Genomic DNA, 25,535 nt, shown 5'->3' with positions numbered 1-25,535 from the left:
TGGTTGTGGACCTACAATCACGACCGGCCTAACATGGCGCTCGGCGGTATTACGCCAAAACAGAAATTGGCGCTCGCCGCTTAACCTCTACTTTTAGCGTGCTCTAAAAATGGGGGGATTACCCCCACACGCGCATGAATCTGCCGGTGTACTGTATTTTGTCGCGACCAACTTCTCGGGTGACGGTAAAGCGCCCAACGGCTACTGCGATAAAACCATTAACTCTGATTTCGACTTCATCAACTTTGTAGCTCAGGAATTTGAGCTCCCCTCGTTGCACTGCCATCAGAAGCTGAGTTTTTGATCGAACTCGGCCATTGCTTTCAACGTGGTAGTAGTAGTCAGAAAAAAGGCTTTTCAACAGCTCTGCATCTCCTCGCGCCATTGCGTCTTCTCTAAGCATCTCGGCGTCGCGCAGCGCTTGCATCGCGTCAGGCGCTCTCGTTGTGGTCCCGCTGGAAGGGGATGTGGGCGTTTGGAAGTCAGTTTTTGCATCTGCCATGTTTGCTAAGTTAGACATGGCTATCAGGCTATATATCGCGTAGTTGATTGTTCTTTTCTTCATGATCTCGAAGGGCCAATTTATGAATGAAGGCTGCTAGTCGATTGCGAAGACGGTTATCGTGTGGCCAGGGCGGCCCACCCTGGATCAGCGCGCGCTGAATTGCCGGAAGAGGCGCGCGTGCATGGTGCAGCGAAGGGACATCGGCAGCCACTCCAGATACGGCGGCGATATTGACGGTCAGGTCGACCTGTAAGGCCGCGAGAACGTCAATTCGTTGATCCATTAGGAAAGTATGGCAGACATAGCTACATCCGTTATCTGCCCAAGAAAAGACTATGCATAGAGCATCTAAGTTCGATACTGGAACAACAGTGGTCAAGTTGGCATTAATCCATACTGCATCAACGTACAGTATTTCAGTGGTTAATCATGTCTACCCCAGCCCAGAAGCACTGTCAGGTCACAGCAAGGACCAGCGTGGCTGCATTGCCCTTGGCAGTGTCCAACGACTAGACCTGTGTTGGTCCGGACATAGTGGGCCGGATCAAAGAATTTCAGTTCTGAGATCTGCTCACCAGGACTGCGACCGATGTCGACGAGGTGGAAGGGACCAAGACCGCGCAGGAGCAGTTGGGTCATACACGGATGATGACCCGTAAATATGTGCGTCACCGCAAGGGCAAATTGGTCAAGCCGACGAGGTAGAAAAGGGCGGGGAATTGGGCTTTTGCGGAAAAGCCTGTATTTTGCGGAAAAAGCGGAAGTGGTAAGACGTAGCGGGCGCTTACCTGAAAACCCGCGTAATCCTTGGTGCCCGGAGCCGGAATCGAACCGGCACGCCATTGCTGGCAGCAGATTTTAAGTCTGCGGTGTCTACCAGTTTCACCATCCGGGCAACGCCCGAGATTCTAGCACAGGCGTGCTCAATTCGGAGCAGTTCGGCAACTTTATCCTCCTGATAAGTCCTTCCACGCGGCATGATCGCCCGCCCATCCCCCCAACCGGTCTCTTGCATCTTTGGAACCCCCGCCCGGATGGTGTAGCATGCCAACCGGCGCCACCCAAGCTGGCGCTACCTATGGCAAGACCACGCAAGGACAAGAATTGGACATCAAGATCAACGACGAGCTGCGGTCCTTCGTCGACCCGCTCACCGATATCGAATACGCCGCGCTCGAGCGCAGCCTGCAGGCCGAAGGCTGCCGCGACGCGCTGGTGCTCTGGCGCGACACGCTGATCGACGGCCATAACCGCTACGAGATCTGCAAGAAGCACAACATCCCGTTCCGCACCGTCCACAACAACAACTTCGCCTCGCTCGAGGACGTGATGCTGTGGATGATCGACAACCACCTGGCGCGCCGCAGCGTGTCGGACTTCCAGCGCGGCGTGCTCGCCCTGCGCAAGAAGGAACTCGTCGCGGCGCGCATGGCCGAGCAGCCGCCACAGGAAGAGGGCGACAAGAACGCCCCCGCCGACGGCACCTCGCCGCCATGGAATACGCGCGAGGACGTCGCACGCGCGGCCCGCGTCTCGAGCAATACCATCAGCCAGATCGAACGCATCCAGAAGGCCGCCACCCCGCAGCTGCGCGAGGCGGTGCGCACCGGCACGATCTCGATCAATGCCGCCGCCAACGTGGCGCAGCTCCCGGAAGAGCAGCAGATCGCCGCCGTCGCCGGTGGCCGCAAGGAATTGCAGCAGGCCGCGCGCCAGGTGCGCGAGCAGAAGATGGCCACTCGTCCTAAAAAGGAAAAGGTCGAGCTCGAGCCGGAAGACGAGCTCGCGGCCCTGCGCAAGGAAGTGGCAAGCCTCAAGGATCGCCTGGCGACGCTGCTGACCGATAACCAGCGGCTCAAGCAGCGCCTGGCCAATGCCGGCCTGGACGACGAATAACACGACCTGAAGGAAGACCAAAGATGCGCATGCCCCGTTCGTTCACGCCGGTCCTGCTTGGCGCTCTCCTGGCCGCTGCGGCCGCCCCGGGACTCGCCGTTGCCCAGGGCAAGGCGCCCACCAGCGCCGCACCCGCTATGCAGCCCTTCAGCGCCGCAGACGTCGCACGCTGGAAGGCGACCGCACAACGCGTGACGATCATGCGCGACAAATGGGGTATCCCGCACATCTATGGCAGCACGGACGCCGACACCGTGTTCGGCATGCTGTACGCCCAGGCCGAGGACGACTTCAACCGCATCGAGCTCAACTACATCAATGCGATGGGACGCCTGGCCGAGGTCGAGGGCGAAAAGGAAATCTGGCGCGACCTGCGCATGAAGATGTACATCCAGCCGGCCGAGATGCAGGCCAAGTACGCCGCCAGCCCGGTGTGGCTGAAGAACCTGATGAATTCGTTCGCCGACGGCCTCAACTACTACCTGCACACCCACCCCGAGGTCAAGCCGAAGCTTCTGACCCGCTTCGAGCCGTGGATGGCCCTGACCTTCAGCGAAGGCAGCATCGGTGGCGACATCGAGTCGATCGACCTCAAGGAACTGGAGCGTTTCTATGGCAAGCGCCCGGTGCTCGCCCAAGCTGAAGTCGACAAGGGTTTCGATCCGGAGCCGCGCGGCTCGAATGGCTTCGCCATCTCCCCCAAGCGCTCGGCCAACGGCCATGCGCTCCTGATGATCAACCCGCACACCTCGTTCTATTTCCGTCCCGAGGTGCACATGGTCAGCGACGAGGGCCTGAATGCCTACGGCGCCGTGACCTGGGGCCAGTTCTTCATCTACCAGGGATTCAACGACAAGCTGGGCTGGATGCACACCTCGGGCGGCGGCGACGTGATCGACGAGTACCTCGAGACCGTGGTCGAGCGCGATGGCGAGTTCTTCTATAAATACGGCAAGCACGAAGGCCGGATGCGCACCGCGCAGATCAACCTGCCCTATAAAACCCCGAGCGGCGGCATGGCCAGCCGCACCGTCACCACCTATTTCACCCACCACGGCCCCGTCGTGCGCCAGGAGGGAAATAAATGGGTGTCGGTCAAGATGATGGACGACCCGCTCAATGCGCTGACCCAGTCCTATACCCGTACCAAGGCGCGCGACTACAACGCTTTCTACAGGGCGATGGAGCTGCGAACCAATTCCTCGAACAACACGGTGTACGCCGACGCACAGGGAAATATTGCCTACTTCCACGGCAACTTCATCCCGAAACGCGATCCGCGCTTCGACTGGACGAAGCCGGTCGACGGCAGCAATCCGGCCACCGAGTGGCAAGGTCTGCACGAGATCAAGGAAACGATCACCCTGCTGAACCCAGCCAGCGGCTACATCTCCAATACCAACAACTGGCCGTGTAATGCGGCCGGCGCCGGCAGCAGCCCGAAATGCGCCAGCTACCCGGCCTATATGTGGTCGCTGCCCGAGAATGCCCGTGGCCGTAACGCCGACCGCGTGTTCAAGGACGCCAAAGGTCTCACGATCGATGGGCTGATCGCAGCGTCCTACGACACGCGCCTGGCCGCGTTCGAGCCTTTGGTGCTGGCCGTGGTGGCGGATTACGAAGCGCTGCACGAAAGCGATGCGCGCAAAGCCGCGCTGCTCGAGCAGATCGCCGTGCTGCGCGACTGGAACCTGCGTTACGCGATCGATTCGGTGCCGACTTCGCTCGCGGTCTATTGGGGACAAGAGATGGTGGCGGAGCATGGCGCGCGTGCGCGTGCCGAGAACATCCCGGCGGTCGACTACATCGCTTCACGCTTGAGCCCGGCCGATCGCCTCGATGCGCTGGTGCGCGCCTCGAACAAGCTGCAGGCCGACTTCGGCGACTGGCGCACGCCATGGGGCGAGATCAATCGCTTCCAGCGCATCAGCGGTGACGTCGACCAGCAGTACGACGACAGCAAGCCGAGCATCCCGGTCGCTTTCGCCTCGGCCAACTGGGGATCGCTGGCTTCGTTCGGCATGTCGGCCAAGCAGAAAACCAAACGCATCTATGGCGATCGCGGCAACAGCTTCGTCGCAGCGGTCGAGTTCGGCCCGCGCATCAAGGCCAAGAGCATCCTGGCCGGCGGCCAGAGCGGCGATCCGCGCTCGCCGCACTTCAACGACCAGGCGGCGATGTATGCGCGCGGCGAGTTCAAGGACGTGCTGTTCTACAACGAAGACATCGAGCGCAACCTGGAACGCAAATACCATCCGGGGCAGTAACGAATGCCGCTGATGTGGGGTGGACGGCTTGCCGTCCACCCTACCGGGTGACGTAACGCACGCAGCACAGCAAGTGCATTGAGAAAGGACCGCGTGGAACTGAGCGAAAAACAGAAGATGTTGGCCGGCATGCCATACCACGCCAGCGATCCCGAGCTGCGCGCCGAGCAGAACGCGACGGCAGCCTGGCTGGCGCGTTACAACGGTGCGCTCGGCGAGCCGGCCAGCTGGCAGTCGCTGCTGGGCGAGCGGATCGCGCGCGCGGGGCAGGGCACGACCGTGCGTCCGCCTTTCCACTGCGACTACGGCTGGCACATCACCCTCGGCGCGCGCGTCTTCATCAACTTCGACTGCGTCTTCCTCGACGTCGCGCCGATCACCATCGGCGACGATTGCCGCATCGGCCCTGGCGTGCATATCTATACCGCCGACCACCCGCGCGACCCGGCCCTGCGCCGTGCCGGCTTCGAATCCGGACGGCCGGTCACCATCGGCCGCAACGTCTGGATCGGCGGCGGCGCCATCATCCTTCCCGGCGTGACGATCGGCGACGACGCGATCGTCGGGGCCGGCAGCGTGGTCACCCATGACGTGGCGCCGGGCGCCCAGGTCGCGGGCAATCCGGCGCAGCCGATTTCGGGCTGACCACGGTCTTGTCCGGCGCTGAATGGCTGGCGGCGCCTGTTTCCCGCTTGCTATAATCGCAGCTTCGTTTGATCGGACAGCAAGGCAGGACAGGGCAGTGGCCAAACTCTATTTCAGGTACTCGGCGATGAACGCCGGCAAATCGACCGCCCTGTTGCAGGTCGCCCATAACTACGAAGAGCAGGGCCAGCAGGTCAAGCTCTATACGGCGGCGATCGACAACCGCTATGGCGTCGGCCTGATCACCTCGCGCCTGGGCGCCCAGCGCAATGCCGAGGTGTTCGACACCGACACCAATTTCCTCGAAAAAGTATCCGGCGTGGCTTGCCTGCTGGTGGATGAATCGCAATTCCTCACCAGCGCCCAGGTCAGCCAGCTGCACCAGTTGGCCCAGGTCCGCGGCGTGCCCGTCATCTGCTATGGGCTGCGCAGCGACTTCCGCGGCGAGCCGTTCCCCGGCTCGGCCTACCTGCTGGCGCTGGCCGACGATATCGAGGAAATCAAGAATATCTGCACCTGCGGCAAGAAGGCGACCATGAATATCCGCGTCGACGAACAGGGCCGCCGCATTCGTGAAGGCGAACAGGTCAGCATCGGCGGCAACGAAAGCTACCGCCAGGCCTGCGGACGCTGCTTCTACTCGGCCTGATCCCGCCATGTCGTTCGCTTGCGGCGCCTGGCTCCCTGCCGCCGCCTGCGCCGCGGCCGGCCCCGCGCTCGACATCTTTGTTTACCTGATCCCCTCGGCCGCGCTGGCCGTGCTGCTGTGGATCGCCTCCAGCGCCCATCCCGCCTTCTTCGTCTTCACCGCCGCCGGCACCCTGTGCCATGAGCTCGCCCATTTCTCGGTGGGCTTGCTGACCAATGCCGAGCCGGTCGGGATGAGCGTCTTCCCGCGCCGCATCAAGCGTCCCAAGGGTGGGCATAACTGGGAACTCGGCTCGGTCACCTTCGCCAACCTGCGCTGGTACAACGCGGCCCCGGCCGCGCTGGCGCCGCTGCTAGTGCTGCTGGTGCCGCTCGGCGTGGCGTGGTGGCGCACGCGCGGGCGACTGGCCTTCGAGCCGGTAGACCTTGCCATCATGTTTTTCCTCGCGCCCCAGTTCCTGTCATTCTGGCCATCGCCGGTCGACTGGAAGCTGGCGGCCCGGTCCTGGCCCTGGGCGCCACTGCTGGCGCTGGTCCTGGCTTGCTGGTATTTCAAGGATGCGGCCCTGGGGCTTATCAAGGCGTAAAGACTTGGCGAAAAATCGCTTACGTCTGACTTAATTTCGGATGATTCCGGCGCTTCAAGCGGGACAAGCCGCCTCTGGCACGTGGTTCTATCCTGTAGAATGGACCGCAAAGCGCGGTATGGCTGGCTTATCGATATTGGTCATGTCGCAATCCGCAGGAATCCCGTACGGAGAAACGCAGAATGAAGAAGCACGTGCTCATCGCCGCCATGGCATTTGCCATGTCCGCCCATGTGGTGACCGCACAGCCCGAGAAATCGGCTGCCATCGCAACGCTCGCGGCGCCTGCCAAGCCCGCCGACTCCAAGAAGACCGCCGCGACCCCGGCCTCGCTCGAGATGAAGCCGATCGCCGCCCAGACCCAGGCCGCCCTGTGGGCCTCGCGCGTGCTGGGCCGCTACCACTACAGTCCGGTGCCGCTGGACGACGCCATGTCGGCCAAGATCTTCGACAATTACTTCGATGGGCTCGATGGCGAGAAGCTGTACTTCGTGCAGTCCGACCTGGATCAGCTTGCCGCACTGCGCACCCAGATGGACGACGCCATCAACAACGAAGACCTGACCGCGCCGTTCGCCATCTACAATCTGTACCAGAAGCGCTTCGCTGAACGCATGGCCTATGCGCGCGGTCTGCTCAAGACCAACTTCGACTTCACCACCGACGAGACCATGCAGCTCGACCGCGAAAAGGCGGCCTGGGCCAAGAATGAGGACGAGATCCGCGACCTCTGGCGCAAGCGCGTCAAGAACGACTGGCTGCGCCTCAAGCTGGCGGGCAAGGACGATAAATCGATCCGCGAAACGCTCGATAAGCGCTATGACAACTACGTCAACCGCATCCGCAAGCTGAACAACGAGGACGTGTTCCAGATGTTCATGAACGCGTATGCGACCGCGATCGAGCCGCACACCAACTACCTTGGCCCACGCTCGGCCGACAACTTCGACATCGCGATGCGCCTGTCGCTCGAAGGCATCGGCTGCGTGCTGCAGTCGCGTGACGACTACACCATCATCCGCGAGATCGTGCCGGGCAGCCCGGCCGACAAGTCGGGCAAGCTGAAGGTGGGCGACCGCATCGTCGGCGTGGCCCAGGGCGACAAGCCATTCGTCGACGTGCTGGGCTGGCGCCTGGACGATGTCGTGGCGCTGGTGCGCGGCGAGAAGGGCTCGACCGTGCGCCTCGACGTGATCCCGGGCGACGGCGGCGTCGATGCCAAGCACGTGACCGTCTCGATGGTGCGCAACAAGATCAGCATGGAAGAGCAGGCCGCCAAGAAATCGATCATCAAGGTCAAGGAAAACGGCGTCGAGCGCCGCATCGGCGTCATCGCGCTGCCGACCTTCTATCAGGACTTCGAAGCGCGCCGCAAGGGTGACCGCGAGTTCCGCAGCGCGACGCGCGACGTCGAACGCATCCTGACCGAACTCAAGAAAGAGAAGGTCGACAACGTCCTGATCGACTTGCGCAACAACGGCGGCGGTTCGCTGACCGAGGCGGTCGAACTGACCGGCCTGTTCATCGACAAGGGTCCGGTCGTCATGCAGCGCACCGCCGAGGGCCGGGTCGAGGTCGAGAGCGACACCAAGCCGGGCCTGGCCTGGGATGGTCCGATGGGCGTGCTGATCAACCGCGGTTCGGCCTCGGCGTCCGAGATCTTCGCGGCGGCGATCCAAGATTACGGCCGCGGCCTCGTGATCGGCGAGCCAAGCTTCGGCAAGGGCACGGTCCAGACCCTGATCGACCTCGACCGCTTTGCGCCGAACGAAAAGATGCGCTATGGCGAGCTGAAGATGACCATCGCCCAGTTCTTCCGCATCAATGGCGGCACCACCCAATTGCGCGGCGTGACGCCGGACATCAAGCTGCCGGTGCTGACCGATATGGACACTTTTGGCGAATCGTCCTACGACAATGCGCTGCCATGGGTGGCGATCAAGCCGGCGCAATACATGCCGCTGGGCGACCTGAAGGAGCTGGTCGCACCGCTGCAGAAGCGCCATGAAGAACGCATCGCCAACGACAAGGACTTCCAGTTCCTGCAGGAAGACATCAACGAGGTGCTGAAGCTGCGCAAGGAAAACGTCATTTCGCTGAACGAGGCCGTGCGTCGCAAGGAGCGCGATGCCCAGGATGCCCGCTCGAAAATGCGCGAAGCACGCCTGGCGGGTGTCTCAGTGAATCAGGATGAGCCGGCGAGCGGCCCGGGCAGCGCAGAGAAGCGCGCCGAAGGGCCGGATCCGACCAAGCCCAAGAAATCGGTGGTCGCCGTCCGCGGCACCCCGCGCCAGGACGATGGCCTGCAAGGCGACGAGCGCGATCTCCAGGCCGAGCTGGCGGCTGAGAAGGCGGCCAAGGACGCCAAGGACGTGATGCTGCAAGAGGCAGCCAACATCCTGGCGGACGAAGTCGGCATGCTGAAGACCGATACCCGGATGGCGTCGCGCGTGATGCCGTATATGACGGTGGTTGACAACAAATAAGAGCGTACCGAGCGCGGCACGACGTCGCGCTGCTCCATCAAAGGCCACGCCGTGACAGGTGTGGCCTTTTTATTTGCTGTTCACAACAATTGGTCCTTGCTGCGTTTCTTGCCAGAATAACTAGCAAAGTTATGAGGACGGTCGCTACGCTCGGCCACGCCTCGCTCGAAATTGCATGTGCTGTCAGTAATGAGCAAGATAAAATGAACTTGCTGTCAGTAGCTTTATTAGAGGAATGATAGAACTACAACTCAACAATAAATTCGCATGCACGATTTGAGGTTGGTCAAAACTTAAGTTTTTTTGGTTTGTGATACGATAACTCCGTAGTTGTAAAAATAATAATCCTTACTTATCTTAGGAGTTATCTTCATGTCAACACGTCACCTCGTTGTTGCTGCCCTGCTGGCCTGCGCCGGTGCAGCCCAGGCAGATGTCGTTTCCACGACAGGCTTCCAGAATGGATGGACCGCCGGAAACGGCACCAGTGTGATCGGTTCGGGTGTGCTCGGTAGTGACGTCAGCCTGGTAGGCGGCGTCGCGCACGGCAGCACCGGCAACCTGATCGGCAAGGCCAGCGCCAGCCTCTCGTCCGCCGATGCGCAGAAACTCTTCGTCCAGCAAGGCATCGACGCCGCCTACGTGCTGAGCGCCGGTAACGGCCTGCTCGCGGCCCGTTATGGTAACTCCGTGTCGGTCATCAACGATGGCGACGGCGTGAAGATCGTGCCTGGCCAGAACGTGGGCGGCGGCGCTGCCGCGCCCGGCGCACCGGTCGGCGGCGCCCCGATCGCCGGCGGTGGCGGTGGTGGCGGCGGTGGCGCCCCGGTCGGTGGTGGCGGTGCGCCAGTGGGTGGCGGCAGCCCAGTCGCGGGCGGCGGCAGCGCTGCGCCAGGCGGCAACAGCGGCAGTCCTGCCGCCCCAGGCTCGGGCAGCGACAGCGGTGGCGGCAACGTGACCGTGCCGGCGCCGGATGCCGACCCGGTCTTCACCTTGCCGGTCCAGGACCAGATCGGCGCACTGCCGGACCAGGTCAACGCCGTGCCGGAACCAGGCACCATCGCGCTGATGCTGGCTGGCCTGATGGGCGCCGGCGCCTTCTCGCGTCGCCGCAACGCCAAGCAGTAACCGGCGTCCTGGCCTGGGCGCTTCAAGGCAGGGCCAGGCCCGATCATCCGCGCCGTCGACGCTTGGCGGCGCGGCCGATTCAGGTACAATCCTTGTGAACGATCGTGCTATTCATGACGACAACAACAAGGAGACGACGTGGACCTGTACTACTCCGACGAGGACCTGGCCTTTCGCGACCAGGTCCGCGCTTTTCTCGCTTCCCATCTTCCCCCTGAACTCCGGCACAAGGTCCGCCAACACCTGCGCCTGACCCGCGACGACTATGTCCGCTGGCACCGCATCCTGGCCGCCCAGGGCTGGGCCGCGCCCGGCTGGCCGGTCGAATACGGCGGGCCCGGCTGGACGCCGCTGCAGCGCCACATCTTCGAAGAAGAATGTGCGCTGGCCGGCACGCCGCAAGTCCTGCCGTTCGGCGTCAATATGGTGGCGCCCGTGATCATGGCCTTCGGCAGCCAGCAGCAGAAAGACCATTACCTGCCGCGCATCCTTTCCTGCGAGGACTGGTGGTGCCAGGGCTATTCCGAACCCGGCGCCGGCTCCGACCTCGCCGCGCTCAAGACCAGCGCGGTCCACGTGCAGGACGGCGAGGGCGATCATTACGTCGTCAACGGCCAGAAGACCTGGACCACCCTGGCCCAGCACGCCGACATGATCTTCTGCCTGGTGCGCACCGATCCCGGCGTGCGCAAGCAGGAGGGCATTTCCTTCCTTCTCATCGACATGCGCAGTCCCGGCGTCACCGTGCGCCCGATCGCGATGCTCGACGAAGACCACGAAGTCAACGAAGTCTTCTTCGACAACGTCAAGGTGCCGGTCGCCAACCTGGTGGGCCAGGAAAACCGCGGCTGGACCTATGCCAAATACCTGCTCGGCCACGAGCGTACCGGCATCGCCGCCGTCGGCCGCTCCAAGCGCGAGCTGGCCTTCGTCAAGCGCCTGGCGCTGCGCGAACAGAAGCGCGGACGGCCGCTGCTCGACGATCCCCTGTTCGGCGCGAAGGTGGCGGCGCTCGAGATCGAATTGATGGCGCTAGAGATGACGGTGCTGCGCGTGCTGGCCCGGGGCGAGGCCGCGCCCGGCCCCGAAGCGTCGATGCTGAAGGTGAAGGGCACCGAGATCCAGCAGGCGCTCACCGAGCTGATGGTCGAGGCGGCCGGCCCGCTGGCGCTGCCCTTCGATCCGGCCTACCTGGGCGGCGCGCGCGAACACGCCATTGCGGGCGACGACGATGCGGCCCCGCTGGCCGGCTATTACTTCAACTACCGCAAGACCTCGATCTACGGCGGGTCGAACGAAATCCAACGCAACATCATCTCCCAGATGATCCTGGGACTGTGAGGACGGCATGCATTTCGAACTGAACGGGGAACAGCAGCAGCTGGCCGATGCGATCCGGCGCTGGATCGGCCGCGATTATGGCTTCGAGACGCGGCGTGCGATCGTCCATTCCGAGTCGGGCGTTTCGCCGGATGCCTGGGCCACGATGGTGGAACTGGGCCTGACGGCGCTGCCGGTGCCCGAGGAGCACGGCGGCTTCGGCGGCGATGCCGTCGCCATGTTCGCCGTGATGCAGGAACTCGGCCGTGGACTGGTGGTCGAACCGTACGTGGCGACGGTATTGGGCGCCGAATTCCTGCGCCTGGGTGGCGGTCACGGTGCGCTGCTCGAGCGGGTCGCCGGCGGTGAAGTCAAGCTGGCCTGCGCGTTGGGCGAGCGTCAGTCGCGTCACGACGCCTTCGACATCGCCACGCGGGCCGAGGCGGTCGATGGCGGTTACCGCCTGCATGGCGAGAAGCGGGTGGTGCTGCATGGCGCCCAGGCCGATGCCCTGATCGTGTCGGCGCGCAGCGCGGCGAGTGCGGGCAATGGGCAGGGCATGGATGGCGTGAGCCTGTTCGTGGTGCCGCGCGACAGCGCCGGGCTGCGCGTCACGGGCTATCGCACGCTCGATGGCTTGCGTGCGGCCGACGTGGCGCTCGACGGCGTCGTGGTCGGGCCAGATGCGGTGATCGGCCGTGTGGAAGAGGGTGGCGCCATCCTCGACGCGGCGCTGGATGTTGGCGCCGGCCTGCTGTGCGCCGAGGCGCTGGGGGCAATGCAGGCGTTGTTCGACATGACGCTCGAGTATCTCAAGACGCGCCAGCAGTTCGGCGCGCCGATCGGCAAGTTCCAGGCGCTGCAGCACCGGATGGCCGATATGGCGATCCACCTCGAGCAGGCGCGGTCGATGGCCTTGCTTGCGGCGCTGGCCCTGGCGCGTTCGGCTGGCGGCGCCGGTAGTAGCAACGCCAATGCCGATCGCGATGCGGGCGCTGAGACGCGCCGGCGCGTGGTGTCGGCCGCCAAGTACCGCGTGGGCCAGGCCGCGCGCTTCATCGGCCAGGGCGCCATCCAGCTGCATGGCGGCATGGGCGTGACCGACGAGCTGCCGGCTTCGCATTACTTCAAGCGCCTGTCGATGATCGAACTGACGCTGGGCGATATGGACCACCACCTGGAGCGCTTCATCGCGCAGCCGGGATTCCGGGAGGCGGCATGACGGCAGGACGGGACGAAGGCGCGGGGATGGCGGCTGACGCGCGCGCGCACGTCAACACCGATGCGCCGGCCGGCAAGCGCTGGTATTTCGAAGATTTTTATGCGGGCCAGGAAATCGACCTGGGCGAGCGCACCGTCACCGAAGCCGAGATCCTCGACTTCGCGCGCGCGTTCGACCCGCAGTCCTTCCACGTCGACGCCGGGGCGGCGCAACAATCACCCTACGGCGGCCTGATCGCCAGCGGCTGGCACACCTGCAGCATGATGATGCGCATGGTGGTCGACGGCCTCTTGAACGCGGCCGACGGCATGGGTTCGCCCGGCCTGGACGGCGTGCGCTGGCTGCAGCCGGTGCGCGCCGGCGACACCCTGCGTGTGCGTTATCTCACGCGCCAGGTCAAGGCGTCCAACAGCAAACCCGATCGCGGCGTCGTCTGGTCGACCTGGACCGCCACCAACCAGCACGGCGACCAGGTGTGCACGGTCGACGGCATCGGCCTCTACGGGCGCCGGGCCACCAGGGAGAACTAAGGGAGAACGAATGGCCACCACGATCGCACTCGATGCATTGCCGGCGCGCGTCGGCAGCGAAGTCGCCGTGTCCGACTGGTTCGAGGTCGGGCAAGACCGCATCGCCACCTTCGCCGAAGCCACCGACGACCGCCAGTGGATCCATCTCGATCCCGAGCGCTGCAAGCGCGAGTCGCCGTTCGGCCAGCCGGTGGCGCATGGATTTCTCACCCTATCGCTGCTGCCGGCCATGCTCACCAGCGCCCTGGCGATCGAGGGCATGCGCATGGGCGTGAACTATGGCCTGAACAAGGTGCGCTTCCCGAGTCCGCTTCCGTCCGGCTGCCGCGTACGAGGGCGCTGGACCTTGCGCGGCGCCGATGCGGTCGCCGGCGGCTGGCAATTTACCTGGGACGCCACGATCGAGGCCGAAGGAGCGGCCAAGCCCGTGTGCGTAGCCGAATTCCTGATCCGCTGCTACGCCTGAAGCACCTGAGGCAACCGAGGCACCGCCTTCATGAACCGTGGCCGCCGGCATTGCCGAGCGCACCCACGCCGCCCATCCGATACTGATTGCGCCCATCCGCCTTGGCCTGGTAGAGCAGGGCGTCGGCGCTGGCCACCAGGACGTCGGCCCCTTGCGCATCGCGCGGCACCAGGCTCGACAGCCCCAGGCTCATCGTCAGGTGCGGCGCCGTGGGCGAGGCCGCGTGCGGCAGGCCGAGCTGGGCCAGTTCTTCCAGCAGGCGGTGCGCCACGCCTTCGGCGCCGAGCGCGTCGAGCTGGGGCAGCAGGATGGCGAATTCCTCGCCGCCGTAGCGGGTGACCAGGTCATGGGTGCGGCCGGCGCCGCGCCGCAGCGCCGCCGCCACCTGCACCAGGCAGGCGTCGCCCGCCTGGTGGCCGTAGTGGTCGTTATAGGCCTTGAAATGGTCGACGTCGGCCAGGATCAGCGCCACCGGCAGCCCGGCGCGCCCGCAGCGGCGCCATTCGGCTTCCAGGCGCTCATCAAAAGCGCGGCGATTGGCGACGCCCGTCAGCGGGTCGGTCAGGGTCAGTGCGCGCAGGGCGTCGGCCTGGCGCTTGACGGTCAGCTGGGTACGCACGCGGGCGCGCACCACGGCCGCGTTGACCGGCTTGGTGATGAAGTCGGCCGCGCCAGCCTCCAGCGCGCGGGTTTCGTCTTCCGGCGTCTTGAGCGCGGTGACGAAGATGACCGGGATGTCGCGCGTCTCTGGCGCGGCGCGCAGGGCCGCGCACACGGCGTAGCCGTCCATGTCGGGCATCATGGCGTCGACCAGGATGAGGTCAGGATGCTGGGTGCGCGCCAGCTCGAGCGCGCGCTCGCCATCCAGCGCGAACAGCACTTCCTGCTCTTCCTGCAGCGCCGCATGCAGGATCTGGATGTTTTCCATCGCATCGTCGACCACCAGGATGCGGCCATTGAGTGCCATCTCGGTCCAGCTCACGGTGTTCCCTTTCGCTTCATGAGATCTGCCACGAGGCGCGCCGCCTCGTCGAAGCGCAGCGTGGCGACGGCGTCGGCCAGCGCGGCCGCGGCTGGCTGCCCGGCGTCCAGCGCCAGGGCCGGCCGCAAGGCCCCCTCGGCGGCGATCGCCCTCATATTGTTATTCTCCAGTAAGTGGAGCAGGCGCGCCAGCGAATCGTGCAGCGTGGCGCCCTCATCCATAACGGGTAGGTCCGGCGCCGCTTCGGCGGCGGGCGGAGGCGCCAGCTCGCGCGCGGTTGCGGCCACGGCATCGAGTGCGCGCGCCAGATCGGCCAGCCTCAGGCGCACCGTGCCGTCGTCGGCATCGCGCAGCGCGTGTTCGAGCGCATGGGCCGCCTCGGCCGCTTCGGTGGCGCCGAGATTGGCGCTCACGCCGCGCAGCCGGTGCGCCAGCTGGCCGGCGGCGCCGCGCTCGCCGGCCTCGACGTGCGCGCGCAGCTCGCCGAAGGTCTGCGCCTGGCCCTCGGCGTAACGGATGAACAGTTCGCAGAAGCGCTCGACGCTGCCGGCGAATCGCGGCAGGGTCGATTTCAGGTCGATGCCGGGCAGGTGCGGCAGCGAGGCGGGCGGTGCGGGCTCGAGGGCGGCGGGCGCGTGCTGCGGGCGCTGCATGTGTTGCGTTACCCGCGACAAGGTCGCGACCAGCGCGTCGACGTCGATCGGCTTGGCCAGGTGGGCCTGCATGCCCGCGTCGAGGGAGCGCTGGCGGTCCTCGTCCATCGCGTTCGCGGTCATGGCGACGATCGGCAGGTCCAGGCCGGCGGCGCGGATCGCGGCGGTGGCCTCGAAGCCGTTCATCACCGGCATCTGCAAGTCCATCAGCACCACGTCGTAGGCGGCGTCCTCCTGCAGCATGCTCAGGGCGGCGCGGCCGTTGGCGGCGATCTCGAAGGTGGCGCCGGCATGGGCCAGGATGAAGCTGGCCACTTCCTGGTTGATCGGGTTGTCCTCGACCACGAGCACGCGCAGGCCGCGCAGGGCGCCGGCCAGCGGCGTGCTGGCGGGCGCCGGATGCGCCGTCCCGGCGCCGCCCAGCAGCTGGTCCACGGCCGCGCCCAGGCTGGCGCGGGTGAAGGGTTTGCCCAGCACCGCCGCCAGGCCCAGCTCATCGCTCAACTCGTCGGCCAGCTCGGCATAGCGCTCGGTGTCGGGATCGGGCGCCAGCAGGCAGAAGCGCGGCCCATTCGCTTGCTCGGCGCGTACGGCCGAGATGAGCGGCAGGCCGTCCAGGCCCGGCATGTCGCTGTCGACGAAGGCGAGGTCGTAGCGTGCAGCGCGCAGCGCCTCGAGGGCGGCGGCGCCGTCGGGCGCCGTGTCCACCCGCCAGCCGAAGGCGGCGCAGGCCGCGGCCAGGGCGGCGCGCGCGCTGGCGTTGTCGTCGGCGACCAATACTTGCCGGCCGTCGTCCTCGCGGGCCGGCGCCTCGGGCGCGGCTTCCAATACCGGGAACGACAGTTCGAAATGGAAGGTGGCGCCGGCGCCGGGCACGCTGTCCAGGCGCAAGGCGCCGCCGGCCAGCTCCACCAGCCGCCGCGCGATCGACAGGCCCAGGCCGGCGCCGCCATATTTGCGCACGGTCGAGCTGTCGGCTTGCGAGAACACTTCGAAGATCCCGGCCTGCACCTCGGGGGCGATGCCGATGCCGGTGTCGCGCACCTCGAACGCCAGGCGCGCCCGGCCGTCGGCTACCCCGCGCAGCGCGATCGACAGCACGATCTCTCCGCGGTCGGTGAACTTGACAGCGTTGCCGACCAGGTTGAGTAGCACCTGCTCGAGCCGCACCGGGTCGCCCTGCAGCACCGGCGGCAGGTGCGGGTCGACCGCGAACGCCAGCTCGACGCCCTTGGCCCAGGCGCCGGGACCGTGCAGCACCGCGACGCTGGCCAGGATGTCGTCGAGGCGCAGCGGGATGCGCTCCAGGGTCAGCTGGCCGGCTTCGATACGCGAGAAGTCGAGCAGGTCGCTCAGCATGCCCAGCAGCGAGCGGGCGGCGGTGCGCATGCGCGCCACATAGCCGCGTTCGCGCTGGCCCAGCTGGCCTTCCTCGAGCAGGCGCGCCAGGCCGACGATGGCGTTCATCGGCGTGCGCAGCTCGTGGCTCATGTTCGCCAGGAACTCGCTCTTGGCGCGGCTGGCCTGTTCCGCCAGGCGTAGCGCCGCCTCGAGCTGGACGCCGGTCGCGCGCAGCGCCGCCTCGGCCGCGACCCGGGTGCTGATGTCGCGGATCGTGGCCTGCATCATGCCGACGCCGCCGATGTCGACCCGGGTCAGCAGGATGTCGGCATGGAACACGCTACCGTCGGCGCGCATGTGCAGCCACTCGAAGGCGTCGCGGCCCTCGTCCAGCGTGCGCCGCATGTGCTCGATCGCCACCTCGTTGCTCGGGCGGCCGTCGGCCTGCAGCAGCGGCGACAGGCTGGCCGGCGACTCGTCGAGCAGGGCGGCCGGGGTGGCGAAGCCGAACAGGTCGGCCGCCGCCTGGTTGGCGCTGACGTAGCTGGCGCCGTAGGCCAGCAGCAGGTGGGCGTCGCCGGCGGCCTCGAACAGGGCGCGGAACATCTCCTGGTGGTCGCGCTCGCGCTGCTGCTGGCGCTTGCGCTCGGTGATGTCGAGCACCACGGCATTCACGCCCATCAGCTGGCGGTCCGGCCCATATACCGGGAAGTAACTCGAGATCCAGTGACGCGCGCTGCCCGGCGCCGATGGGGCGTCGCCGGTGGCTTCGACCTCGACCAGCGGCCGGCCGCTGGCGATCACGCGCCGGTAGTTGGCTTCGAATTCCTCGCCGAGGGGGCCCAGCAGCTCGGACAGGCGGCGGCCGGCATGGTCGCGCGCCGGGCGGCCGTTGATGTCGGCCAGGTAGTCGTTGACCATCACCACCCGCAGCTCGGCGTCCATGAAGCACAGGCCGACGGGGATCGATGCATAGACGGTTTCCAGCTGCGCCTTGGAGCGTTCCAGTTCTTGCGTACGCTCGGCTACCAGCGTCTCGAGGCCGCGCCGGTGTTCCTGCAGCTCGGCGTCGACCCGGCGCAGCGCGTGCGCCACGGTCTCCACCTCGCGGATATCGGATGGCGGCAAGACCAGCGGCTCGCCGCTTCCCAGTCGCTCGGCGGGGCCGGCCAGGCCCTGCACGGCGCGCGCGATGGAGCCGCCCAGGGCCCAGGCCAGGGCCAGGCTGATCGCCAGCAGGCCGGCGATCGCGGCCACGGTCTTGGCCATCGACTGCCCGAGCAGTTCGCCGGCCGCGTTGTGCGGATAGCGAATCGTCACCACCCAGCCGTGCTCCGGCGAGTGGGCAAAGGCCGCGAAGCCGCGTCCGCCGCCATCCTGCGGCAGTGCGACGGTGCCTGCGCTGCCCCGTGTCACGGCCTGGGCCAGCGCCGCTTCCATCGGCAAGCCCAGGTGCTGGCCGCCATCGGCGCTGCGCGAGACGGTCAACAGGCGGCTGTCGTAGATGCCGGCGATCCAGCCGTCCGGCAGGTGCTGGCTGTCGAGCAGCTCGGCCATGCGGCGCGGGCGCAGGTGCACCGACAGCACGAAGCGCACCTCGCCCTCGTGCCAGATCGGCACGTCCACCGACAGCGCGTGCTGTCCACCGCCGTCCAGCCGGTGCAGGCCGGACGCCACGGTGTTGCCGGTCATGGCCACGCGCCGGATTTCGTCCTCGTTGCCGCTGCGCGGCAGCGGTACGCCGATGGGATAGCGGGTATTAATCAGCGGCATGCCGTTCGGCAGGCTCAGTACGAAAGCCTGGGCCGGGAAGTCGGGCCGCAGCAGGCTCTTGGCCACCTCGTGGATGGCGACCATATCGCCCCTGGACATCATCGCCGTATTGGCCAGCACCCGGGCCGCGGTCTCGCCGCTGTCGATGTCGCGGTCGACCGCCGCCGCCAGCACCTCGGCCACGGTCTGGGCGTCGCGCGCAACGTGGTCGCGTTCGCGCAGCGCGGCATCGCGCGCCAGGGCGACGTAGCCGACCAGGATCGGGAGCGCGCAGGCCAGCACCAGGATGTAGAGCTTGGCGCGGATCGAGGGCAGCGAAAGACGGGCAAACGGCAAAGGCGACTCCTGGTTTCAACACGGTAATGGACGCAAGGCGTCATGTTAGCTGGCCCCATCCATACCGCATAGCGGCGGTTTTGATTGTCGCCACCCATCGTCTTTACTCTGCAACATGCTGGATCGGCCATCTTGTAGTTATAGAACGCCAGATAATCGCCGGTCGATCGTTAATTACTACCATCAGGTGTGGGCAACGAGGCGAAACCGAGACAGAATCGCAAGCCGGCACGATGTCGACAATCACTATTGTTCCCTCAGGCATTAAAATCCTCCTTGCAAGAATTAACCCAAGGGATGGTATGGCAAGGCCAGAGAAAGTCCGCCTCGGCGAAGTGCTGATGCAGCAGAAACTGTTGAGCGAAGAGCAACTCCAGCAGGCGCTCGCCGACCAGAAGCGCACCGGGCGCAAGCTTGGCAGGGTCTTCGTCGAAAGCGGCTTCGTCACCGAAGACCAGATCTCGGGCGCACTGGCGCGCCAGCTCGACATCCCCTACCTGAACCTCAAGTTCTACAACATCAACGCCGACCTGGTGCGCCTGCTGCCCGAGACCGCGGCGCGCCGCTTCCGCGCGCTGGTGCTGGAAGATCGCAAGGAAACGATGCTGGTCGGCGTCTCCGACCCGACCGACCTGTTCGCCTATGACGAGATCGCGCGCCTGATCAAGAAGGGCGTGGAGCTTGCGGTGGTCAACGAGACCGAGGTGCTGGCGGCGATCGACCGCATCTACCGCCGCACCGGCGAGATTACCGGCCTGGCGCGCGAGGTCGAGGCCGACCTGGGCGACGCGTCGATCGACTTCGGCGCGCTGGCCGCCAATCCGGGCCTCGAGGAAGCGCCGATCGTCAAGCTGCTGCAATCGGTGTTCGACGACGCGGCCCAGGTGCGCGCATCCGACATCCATATCGAGCCGCAGGAAGGGCGGCTGCAGATCCGCTTCCGTATCGACGGCGTGCTGCACCTGCAGACCGAGGCCGACCTCAAGGTCGCCACGCCGCTCGCGCTGCGCCTGAAATTGATGGCCGATCTCGACATCTCCGAGAAACGCCTGCCGCAGGACGGCCGCTTCGCGGTCAAGGTGCGCAACCAGCGCATCGACGTGCGTATCTCGACCATGCCGACCCAGTACGGCGAATCGGTGGTCATGCGTCTGCTGAACCAGGTCAGCGCCAACTTGCGGCTCGACGCGATCGGCATGCCGGCGCGCCTGGTCGAGCGCTTCCGCGCCATCGTCGCCCGGCCCAACGGCCTGGTGCTGGTAACCGGGCCGACCGGCAGCGGCAAGACCACGACCTTGTACAGCGCCTTGTCGGAACTGAACTCGGTCGAGAAAAAGCTCATCACGGTCGAGGACCCGGTGGAATACCGCCTGTCGGGCATCAACCAGGTGCAGGTCAACGACAAGATCGAGCTGTCATTCGCACGCGTGCTGCGCTCGGCGCTGCGGCAAGACCCGGACATCGTGCTGGTCGGCGAGATGCGCGACCAGGAAACCGCGGCCATCGGCCTGCGCGCCGCGATGACGGGCCACCTGGTGCTGTCGACGCTGCACACCAACGACGCCGCCTCGACCCCGCTGCGCCTGATGGACATGGGCGTGCCGCGCTATATGGTGAGCGGTTCGCTGCAGGCGGTGCTGGCCCAGCGCCTGGTGCGCGTGATCTGCGAGAGCTGCACCGTCGACTACCAGCCGGCCGCCAACGAGATCGACTGGCTGCGCGCCGAACTGGGCGAGCATGCCGCGACCACGCGCTTTTATCACGGCAAGGGCTGCTCGCACTGCAACGGCACCGGCTATCGCGGCCGCACCGGCGTCTATGAATTGCTGGAGATGACGCGCGCCGTCACCGATGCGGTCAACCATCCGGACCCGGGTCACTTCCTCAAGGTCGCCCATACCGAGATGCGCGGCGAGACCTTGCGCCGCCATGCGGTGAACCTGGCGGTGCAGGGGCGCTCGACGATCGCCGAGGCGATGCGGGTCAGTAACCAGATGGACGACTGACTTAACAGCCCATGCCATATTTTGCCTACAAGGGCCGCAATGGACGCGGCGAGCAGGTAACGGGCGTGCTCGAAGGCGCCGACAGCGGGGCCGTGGCCGACCAGCTGTTCGGCAGCGGCGTCACGCCGATCGAGATCACGGTCACGCGCAAGGCGGCGACTACTGGCGGCCTGGGTTGGCGCGAGCGCCTGTTCGAGAAGAAGGTCACGTCGATGGACGTGCAGCTGTTCAGCCGCCAGATCCATACCCTGCTCAAGTCCGGCGTGCCGATCATGCGTGGGCTGGCCGGGCTGCAGGAGTCGGCGATCAGCCCCTCGTTCGCGCGCGTGATCAAGGATCTGCGCGAGTCGCTCGACGCCGGGCGCGAACTGTCCGCTGCCATGATGCGCCATCCGCAATGCTTCTCGCCGTTCTACCTGTCGATGGTGAAAGTGGGCGAGATGACGGGACGGCTGGAAGAAGTCTTCCTGCGCCTGTTCGACCACCTGGAGTTCGACCGCGACATGCGCGAGCGGGTCAAGACGGCGCTGCGCTATCCGAGCTTCGTGGTGATCGCGATGATCATCGCCATGGTGGTGGTCAACATCTTCGTCATTCCGCAGTTCGCTTCCGTATTCAAGTCGTTCGGGTCCGAATTGCCGCTGATGACGCGCATCCTGTTGGCGACCTCCAGCTTCACGGTCAAGTGGTGGCCCGCCATCGCCGGCGGCGCCGCGCTGGCCTGGTTCGGGTTCCGCGCCTGGACCCGCACCGCGAAGGGACGACTGGACTGGGACCGCTACAAGCTGCGCCTGCCGATCGCCGGCAAGATCATCCACAAGGGCACGATGGCCCGCTTCGCGCGCAGCTTCGCGCTGTCGATGCGCAGCGGGGTGCCGATCGTGCATGCGCTGACGGTGGTGTCGCAGACCGCTGACAACGCGTATTTGAGTTCACGCATCGAGCAGATGCGCGACGGCGTCGAGCGCGGCGAGAGCATCCTGCGCACCTCGACCGCGGCGAACGTGTTCACGCCAATCGTGCTGCAGATGATCGCGGTGGGGGAAGAGACGGGGTCGATCGACGACCTGATGGACGAGATCGGGCAGATGTACGAGCGCGAGGTGGACTATGAGCTCAAGACCTTGTCCAGTCAGATCGAGCCGATCCTGATTACCTTCCTGGGTGTGATGGTGCTGATCCTGGCGCTGGGGATTTTCTTGCCGATCTGGGATCTCGGCCAGGCCGCACTGCATCCAAAATAAGCAGGATGGCCTGGCGGTGTTGCGAAAAGAACGCACGAGCCCGACGAAACTTAAAATTTCATCAATGAAACATTACTTTGCTACGATTCTTTTGCCGTGCAGACATCAAAGTTGCATGTTCTCACGGTAGAATCGCCCAGCAATGCAGACAACGGCAGGACGGCCACTCGTCCCCCTCATCGTAACGGAGAAAGAAGAATGAAAACCAGTTTCAACAAGACGGCGCAGAGTGGTTTCACCCTGATCGAACTGATCGTGGTGATCGTCATCCTGGGCATCCTGGCGGCGACCGCGCTGCCGAAGTTCGCGAGCCTGAGCGGCGACGCGCGCGCGGCCTCGCTGCAGGGCGCCAAGGGCGCCGTCAGTTCGGCATCGGCGATGGCCCACGGCAAATGGCTGATCGCGAACGACGCATCGATCACCGTCGAAGGCGGCACCCAGGTCGATATCGTCCTGGGCTATCCGAGTGCCGAAACGATCGCTGCGGCGGCCGGCCTGTCCGACACCGATTACACGATCATCGTCAACGGCCAGCAGACCATCGTGCGTCCGAAGGACATGCCGGCAGCGCTCAACGCCACCTGCAGGCTGACCTACAACGAAGCCAACGGCGCCAACCCGATGCCGCGGATCGTCGTCACCGCGACCAAGTGCGAGTAAGCGCGGCGTGACCCCTGCAACAGGCGCTGCCGGTCAGCGCCTGTTTTGTTATCGCCCGCCGCCAGCGCCTGTGCGATCCAGCCACAGGCGCGCTTCAAATTTGCCGGCTTGGCGACTTTCTGTGATTTTTCGGGGCGGTCTTGTCTATAATCAAGTTTTCGTGGGCATAGTGCGCTTTCGTGTTTCGCTTCCTCGCCGATCCATCACCGATACTTGCGACCTGACTGGCCGTGCGCATGCGTTTGTTTAAAAGAACGAAGAAAAAAGAGGGGTGGCTGTCGATCTCCGTCGGGCGCGACGGACTCGCCATCGCCGCCGTCAAGCATGTCGCCGGCGCCCGGCCGCTGCTGCGCCATGCCGTCTTCGTCGGCGGTCCGACCAGCGTCGAGGCGATCGACAAGGCAGCGCGCGACGGCCATGCGGCCACGCGCCATGTGACGACGCTGCTGTCCGGCGGCGACTACCAGATCCTCAACGTCGAAGCGCCAAACGTGCCGCGCGAGGAAATGAAGACCGCCATCCGCTGGCGCCTGAAGGACATCCTCGATTTCCCGGCGGCGGAAGCCACGATCGACGTGCTCGACATCCCGCTCGACGCCAATTCGCGCGCCCAGCAATCGATCTTCGCCGTCGCCGCCCGCAATACCGTGATTCAGCCGCGCCAGAAACTGTTCCTCGACGCCAAGGTCGACCTGCACGCGATCGACATTCCCGAGATGGCCCAGCGTAATGTGTCGGCCATGCTGGAACCCGAAGGGCGTGGCGTCGCCATGGTCTCGTTCGGCGAAGACGGCGGCCTGCTGACCGTGTCCTATCGCGGCGAGCTGTACCTGTCGCGCCGCTTCGACGTCACCCTGGCCCAGTTGCTCGAGCCGGACCACGAGCGCAAGCACCAGACCTTCGACAAGATCACCCTCGAGCTGCAACGCTCGCTCGACCATTTCGAGCGCCAGTATTCCTTCATCAGCATCGCCAAGCTGGTGCTGGGGCCATCGGCCGTGAGCGGCCTGGACGAGTACCTGTCGAGCAATCTCTACACGCCGGTCGAGACGCTCGACCTGGCCACGCTGTTCGACCTGTCGCGCACGCCCGAGCTGGCGGACAAGGCGCAGCAGCAGCGCTTCTTTCTCGCGATCGGCGCCGCGCTGCGTGAAGGCGAGGGCGCATGAAGCAGCAGATCAACCTGTTCAATCCGGCCTTCCAGCCGCAGAAGCAGGTGCTGTCGAGCGCCACCATCGCGCTGGCCGTGGGCGTCGTGATCGCCGGCATCGCCATCCTCGCCGTCGCCGGCAAGTTTGAAACCGCCGAACTGCAGCAGCAGGCAAGCAGCGGCGCCTCCCAGCTCGAGAAACGCCAGGAGCGCCTGGCCACGGCCAACCGCGAATTCATCCCGCGCCAGAAGGACGCGACGCTGGAGGCGCAGATCGCCGAGGCGAATACCCAGCTGGCCGCGATGCGCCACATCTCCGGCGCGCTGTCGCGCGGAGAACTGGGCGACACCAGCGGCTTCGCCGGCTACTTCAAGGCGTTGGCGCGCCAGAGCGTGCAGGGCCTGTGGCTGACCGGCGTGACGGTCGGCGCCGGCGGCGCGCAGATCGGCATCAAGGGCCGTACGGTCGATCCGGCCATGGTGCCGGGCTACCTGAATCGCCTGACGCACGAGCCGCTGATGCAGGGTAAGTCCTTCGCCAGTCTGCAGATCGGCGAGGCCGCGCCGCTGCAGGTGCAGGATGCCGAAGGCAAGCCGGCCACGCGCCCGGCGCCCTATATCGAATTCAGCCTGCAATCGGTCCCCGAGGAATCTCGTCCATGAGCGGGCATATGAAAGAGCGCATCCTTCAACTGCGCGCGCGCATCGATGCGCTGTCGCTGCGCGAACGCGGGCTGGTATGTCTGGCGGCGTGCGCGCTGCTGGCCTTCGCCGGCCACGCGCTGGTGCTGGCGCCGATGGAAGCGGCCCAGGAGGCGCTGCGCAACCAGATCGCGCAGCAGCGCACCGAGATGGCGGCGATCGACGAGGCCATCACGGGCCGCGTGCAGGCTTTCCAGCTCGACCCAGACGCCGCATCGCGCGCGCGCCTGAATTCGCTGCGCCAGGAGATGGGCCAGCTCGGCGACCAGCTGCTGGCCATCGAGCACGGCCTGGTGCCGCCCGAGCGCATGGGCCCACTGGTCGACGGCATCTTGCGCGCCAACGGACGCCTGAAGCTGGTCTCGATGCGCACCTTGCCGGTCGAGCCGCTGGCGGACAAGCAGGCGCCTGCGCCAGCCAATACGTCTGCGCCGACCGCCGCCACCTTGCTATACCGCCACGGCATCGAAGTCACGGTGCGCGGCAACTATCTCGACATGGTCGACTACATGAGCGCACTCGACGCGATGCCGACCCGAATGTTCTGGGGCCGCGCCCAGCTCGACGTGGAGGAGTATCCCGCCGCGCGCCTGACGCTCACCCTGCATACCCTGAGCCTGGACCGACAATGGATGAAGCTGTGAAGAACCTGTTCCTGACCGCGCTGGCCTGCCTGGCGCTCGCCCAATCCGCCAGCGCGCAAGCGTTGCTCGATCCCACCCGCCCGCCGCCGGGAATGGACCGGATCGCTCCTGACTCGATCGCCGTCGACGCTGCGCCGCGCCTGCAATCGGTGCTGATCGCGCGCCACGCGGGCGGCCGTCACGTGGCCGTGATCGACGGCGAGACGGTGCGCCTGGGCGAGACCTTCAAGGGCGCCCGCGTGGCGCGCGTCAGCGCCAACGAGGTCGTGCTGGTGCGCGGCAGCGAACGCCAGGTGCTGCGCATGGACGCGCCGCTGCCGGGCATGACGCGGGCCGCCAAATGA

General features: G+C 65.7%; 21 protein-coding genes and 1 tRNA gene. 18 read left to right on the top strand and 4 right to left on the bottom strand.

What is annotated here, in order from left to right:
• Nucleotides 1-118 precede the first annotated feature (118 nt).
• Both J3U95_RS05765 and J3U95_RS05760 read right to left on the bottom strand, forming a co-directional pair.
• Nucleotides 119-565 carry a nuclear transport factor 2 family protein gene (locus J3U95_RS05765; RefSeq protein ID WP_208277676.1) on the bottom strand — a complete coding sequence of 149 codons (447 nt, stop codon included), beginning with the start codon at nucleotides 563-565 and terminating at the stop codon, nucleotides 119-121.
• Between the two features lie 748 nt (nucleotides 566-1,313).
• A tRNA-Leu gene (locus J3U95_RS05760) sits at nucleotides 1,314-1,400 on the bottom strand.
• A gap of 149 nt (nucleotides 1,401-1,549) precedes the next feature.
• On the opposite strand from J3U95_RS05760, the gene J3U95_RS05755 reads away from it, so the two are divergent.
• The 11 genes from J3U95_RS05755 (at nucleotide 1,550) to J3U95_RS05705 (ending at nucleotide 13,700) form a co-directional block, all read left to right on the top strand.
• Nucleotides 1,550-2,401, top strand: coding sequence for a ParB N-terminal domain-containing protein (locus J3U95_RS05755; protein ID WP_229519652.1), 852 nt, complete (start codon nucleotides 1,550-1,552; stop codon nucleotides 2,399-2,401).
• Between the two features lie 23 nt (nucleotides 2,402-2,424).
• Nucleotides 2,425-4,668 (top strand): penicillin acylase family protein, encoded by a 2,244-nt coding sequence (locus J3U95_RS05750; protein WP_208277675.1) that lies wholly within the window; start codon nucleotides 2,425-2,427, stop codon nucleotides 4,666-4,668.
• A 93-nt stretch (nucleotides 4,669-4,761) separates the two neighbouring features.
• Nucleotides 4,762-5,313: a sugar O-acetyltransferase gene (locus J3U95_RS05745; protein ID WP_208277674.1), complete on the top strand. Its 552-nt coding sequence runs from the start codon at nucleotides 4,762-4,764 to the stop codon at nucleotides 5,311-5,313.
• 97 nt (nucleotides 5,314-5,410) lie between these two features.
• On the top strand, nucleotides 5,411-5,962 hold the full coding sequence (locus J3U95_RS05740) for a thymidine kinase (protein ID WP_208277673.1): 552 nt from the start codon (nucleotides 5,411-5,413) through the stop codon (nucleotides 5,960-5,962).
• Nucleotides 5,963-5,969: 7 nt separating this feature from the next.
• Nucleotides 5,970-6,548: a hypothetical protein gene (locus J3U95_RS05735; protein WP_208277672.1), complete on the top strand. Its 579-nt coding sequence runs from the start codon at nucleotides 5,970-5,972 to the stop codon at nucleotides 6,546-6,548.
• A gap of 182 nt (nucleotides 6,549-6,730) precedes the next feature.
• Nucleotides 6,731-9,034, top strand: a complete 2,304-nt coding sequence (locus J3U95_RS05730) for a carboxy terminal-processing peptidase (RefSeq protein WP_208277671.1) — start codon at nucleotides 6,731-6,733, stop codon at nucleotides 9,032-9,034.
• A gap of 372 nt (nucleotides 9,035-9,406) precedes the next feature.
• On the top strand, nucleotides 9,407-10,162 hold the full coding sequence (locus J3U95_RS05725) for a PEP-CTERM sorting domain-containing protein (protein WP_208277670.1): 756 nt from the start codon (nucleotides 9,407-9,409) through the stop codon (nucleotides 10,160-10,162).
• A 138-nt stretch (nucleotides 10,163-10,300) separates the two neighbouring features.
• On the top strand, nucleotides 10,301-11,503 hold the full coding sequence (locus J3U95_RS05720) for an acyl-CoA dehydrogenase family protein (protein WP_208277669.1): 1,203 nt from the start codon (nucleotides 10,301-10,303) through the stop codon (nucleotides 11,501-11,503).
• A 7-nt stretch (nucleotides 11,504-11,510) separates the two neighbouring features.
• Nucleotides 11,511-12,704 (top strand): acyl-CoA dehydrogenase family protein, encoded by a 1,194-nt coding sequence (locus J3U95_RS05715; RefSeq protein WP_208277668.1) that lies wholly within the window; start codon nucleotides 11,511-11,513, stop codon nucleotides 12,702-12,704.
• A 26-nt stretch (nucleotides 12,705-12,730) separates the two neighbouring features.
• Nucleotides 12,731-13,234 carry a MaoC family dehydratase gene (locus J3U95_RS05710; RefSeq protein WP_208277696.1) on the top strand — a complete coding sequence of 168 codons (504 nt, stop codon included), beginning with the start codon at nucleotides 12,731-12,733 and terminating at the stop codon, nucleotides 13,232-13,234.
• A gap of 10 nt (nucleotides 13,235-13,244) precedes the next feature.
• Nucleotides 13,245-13,700, top strand: coding sequence for a MaoC family dehydratase (locus J3U95_RS05705; protein WP_208277667.1), 456 nt, complete (start codon nucleotides 13,245-13,247; stop codon nucleotides 13,698-13,700).
• A 28-nt stretch (nucleotides 13,701-13,728) separates the two neighbouring features.
• On the opposite strand, the gene J3U95_RS05700 is transcribed toward J3U95_RS05705, so the two are convergent.
• Entirely contained in the window at nucleotides 13,729-14,682 is a 954-nt protein-coding gene (locus J3U95_RS05700; protein WP_208277666.1) for a diguanylate cyclase domain-containing protein, read from the bottom strand.
• Nucleotides 14,679-18,785 (bottom strand): response regulator, encoded by a 4,107-nt coding sequence (locus tag J3U95_RS05695; RefSeq protein ID WP_208277665.1) that lies wholly within the window; start codon nucleotides 18,783-18,785, stop codon nucleotides 14,679-14,681. The genes J3U95_RS05700 and J3U95_RS05695 overlap by 4 nt, the downstream gene beginning before the upstream one ends.
• Before the next feature lie 302 nt (nucleotides 18,786-19,087).
• On the opposite strand from J3U95_RS05695, the gene J3U95_RS05690 reads away from it, so the two are divergent.
• From J3U95_RS05690 to J3U95_RS05660, 7 genes are all read left to right on the top strand, one after another.
• Nucleotides 19,088-20,791, top strand: a complete 1,704-nt coding sequence (locus tag J3U95_RS05690; protein WP_208277664.1) for a GspE/PulE family protein — start codon at nucleotides 19,088-19,090, stop codon at nucleotides 20,789-20,791.
• Between the two features lie 11 nt (nucleotides 20,792-20,802).
• On the top strand, nucleotides 20,803-22,035 hold the full coding sequence (locus J3U95_RS05685) for a type II secretion system F family protein (protein WP_208277663.1): 1,233 nt from the start codon (nucleotides 20,803-20,805) through the stop codon (nucleotides 22,033-22,035).
• 198 nt (nucleotides 22,036-22,233) lie between these two features.
• Nucleotides 22,234-22,695, top strand: a complete 462-nt coding sequence (locus J3U95_RS28605; protein ID WP_208277662.1) for a prepilin-type N-terminal cleavage/methylation domain-containing protein — start codon at nucleotides 22,234-22,236, stop codon at nucleotides 22,693-22,695.
• A 236-nt stretch (nucleotides 22,696-22,931) separates the two neighbouring features.
• A complete protein-coding gene (pilM, locus tag J3U95_RS05675; protein WP_208277661.1) occupies nucleotides 22,932-23,864 on the top strand; it encodes a type IV pilus biogenesis protein PilM in 933 nt (310 codons plus the stop codon).
• Nucleotides 23,861-24,508 carry a PilN family protein gene (locus J3U95_RS05670; protein ID WP_208277660.1) on the top strand — a complete coding sequence of 216 codons (648 nt, stop codon included), beginning with the start codon at nucleotides 23,861-23,863 and terminating at the stop codon, nucleotides 24,506-24,508. Before pilM ends, J3U95_RS05670 begins: the two co-directional genes overlap by 4 nt.
• Nucleotides 24,505-25,191, top strand: a complete 687-nt coding sequence (locus J3U95_RS05665) for a type II secretion system protein GspM (RefSeq protein ID WP_229519651.1) — start codon at nucleotides 24,505-24,507, stop codon at nucleotides 25,189-25,191. The genes J3U95_RS05670 and J3U95_RS05665 overlap by 4 nt, the downstream gene beginning before the upstream one ends.
• Nucleotides 25,176-25,535, top strand: coding sequence for a hypothetical protein (locus J3U95_RS05660; RefSeq protein WP_208277659.1), 360 nt, complete (start codon nucleotides 25,176-25,178; stop codon nucleotides 25,533-25,535). The genes J3U95_RS05665 and J3U95_RS05660 overlap by 16 nt, the downstream gene beginning before the upstream one ends.

The organism is Massilia oculi (assembly GCF_017582745.1).
Taxonomy (GTDB): Bacteria; Pseudomonadota; Gammaproteobacteria; order Burkholderiales; family Burkholderiaceae_D; genus Telluria; species Telluria oculi_A.
This window is presented reverse-complemented; position numbering and strand designations above follow the sequence as displayed.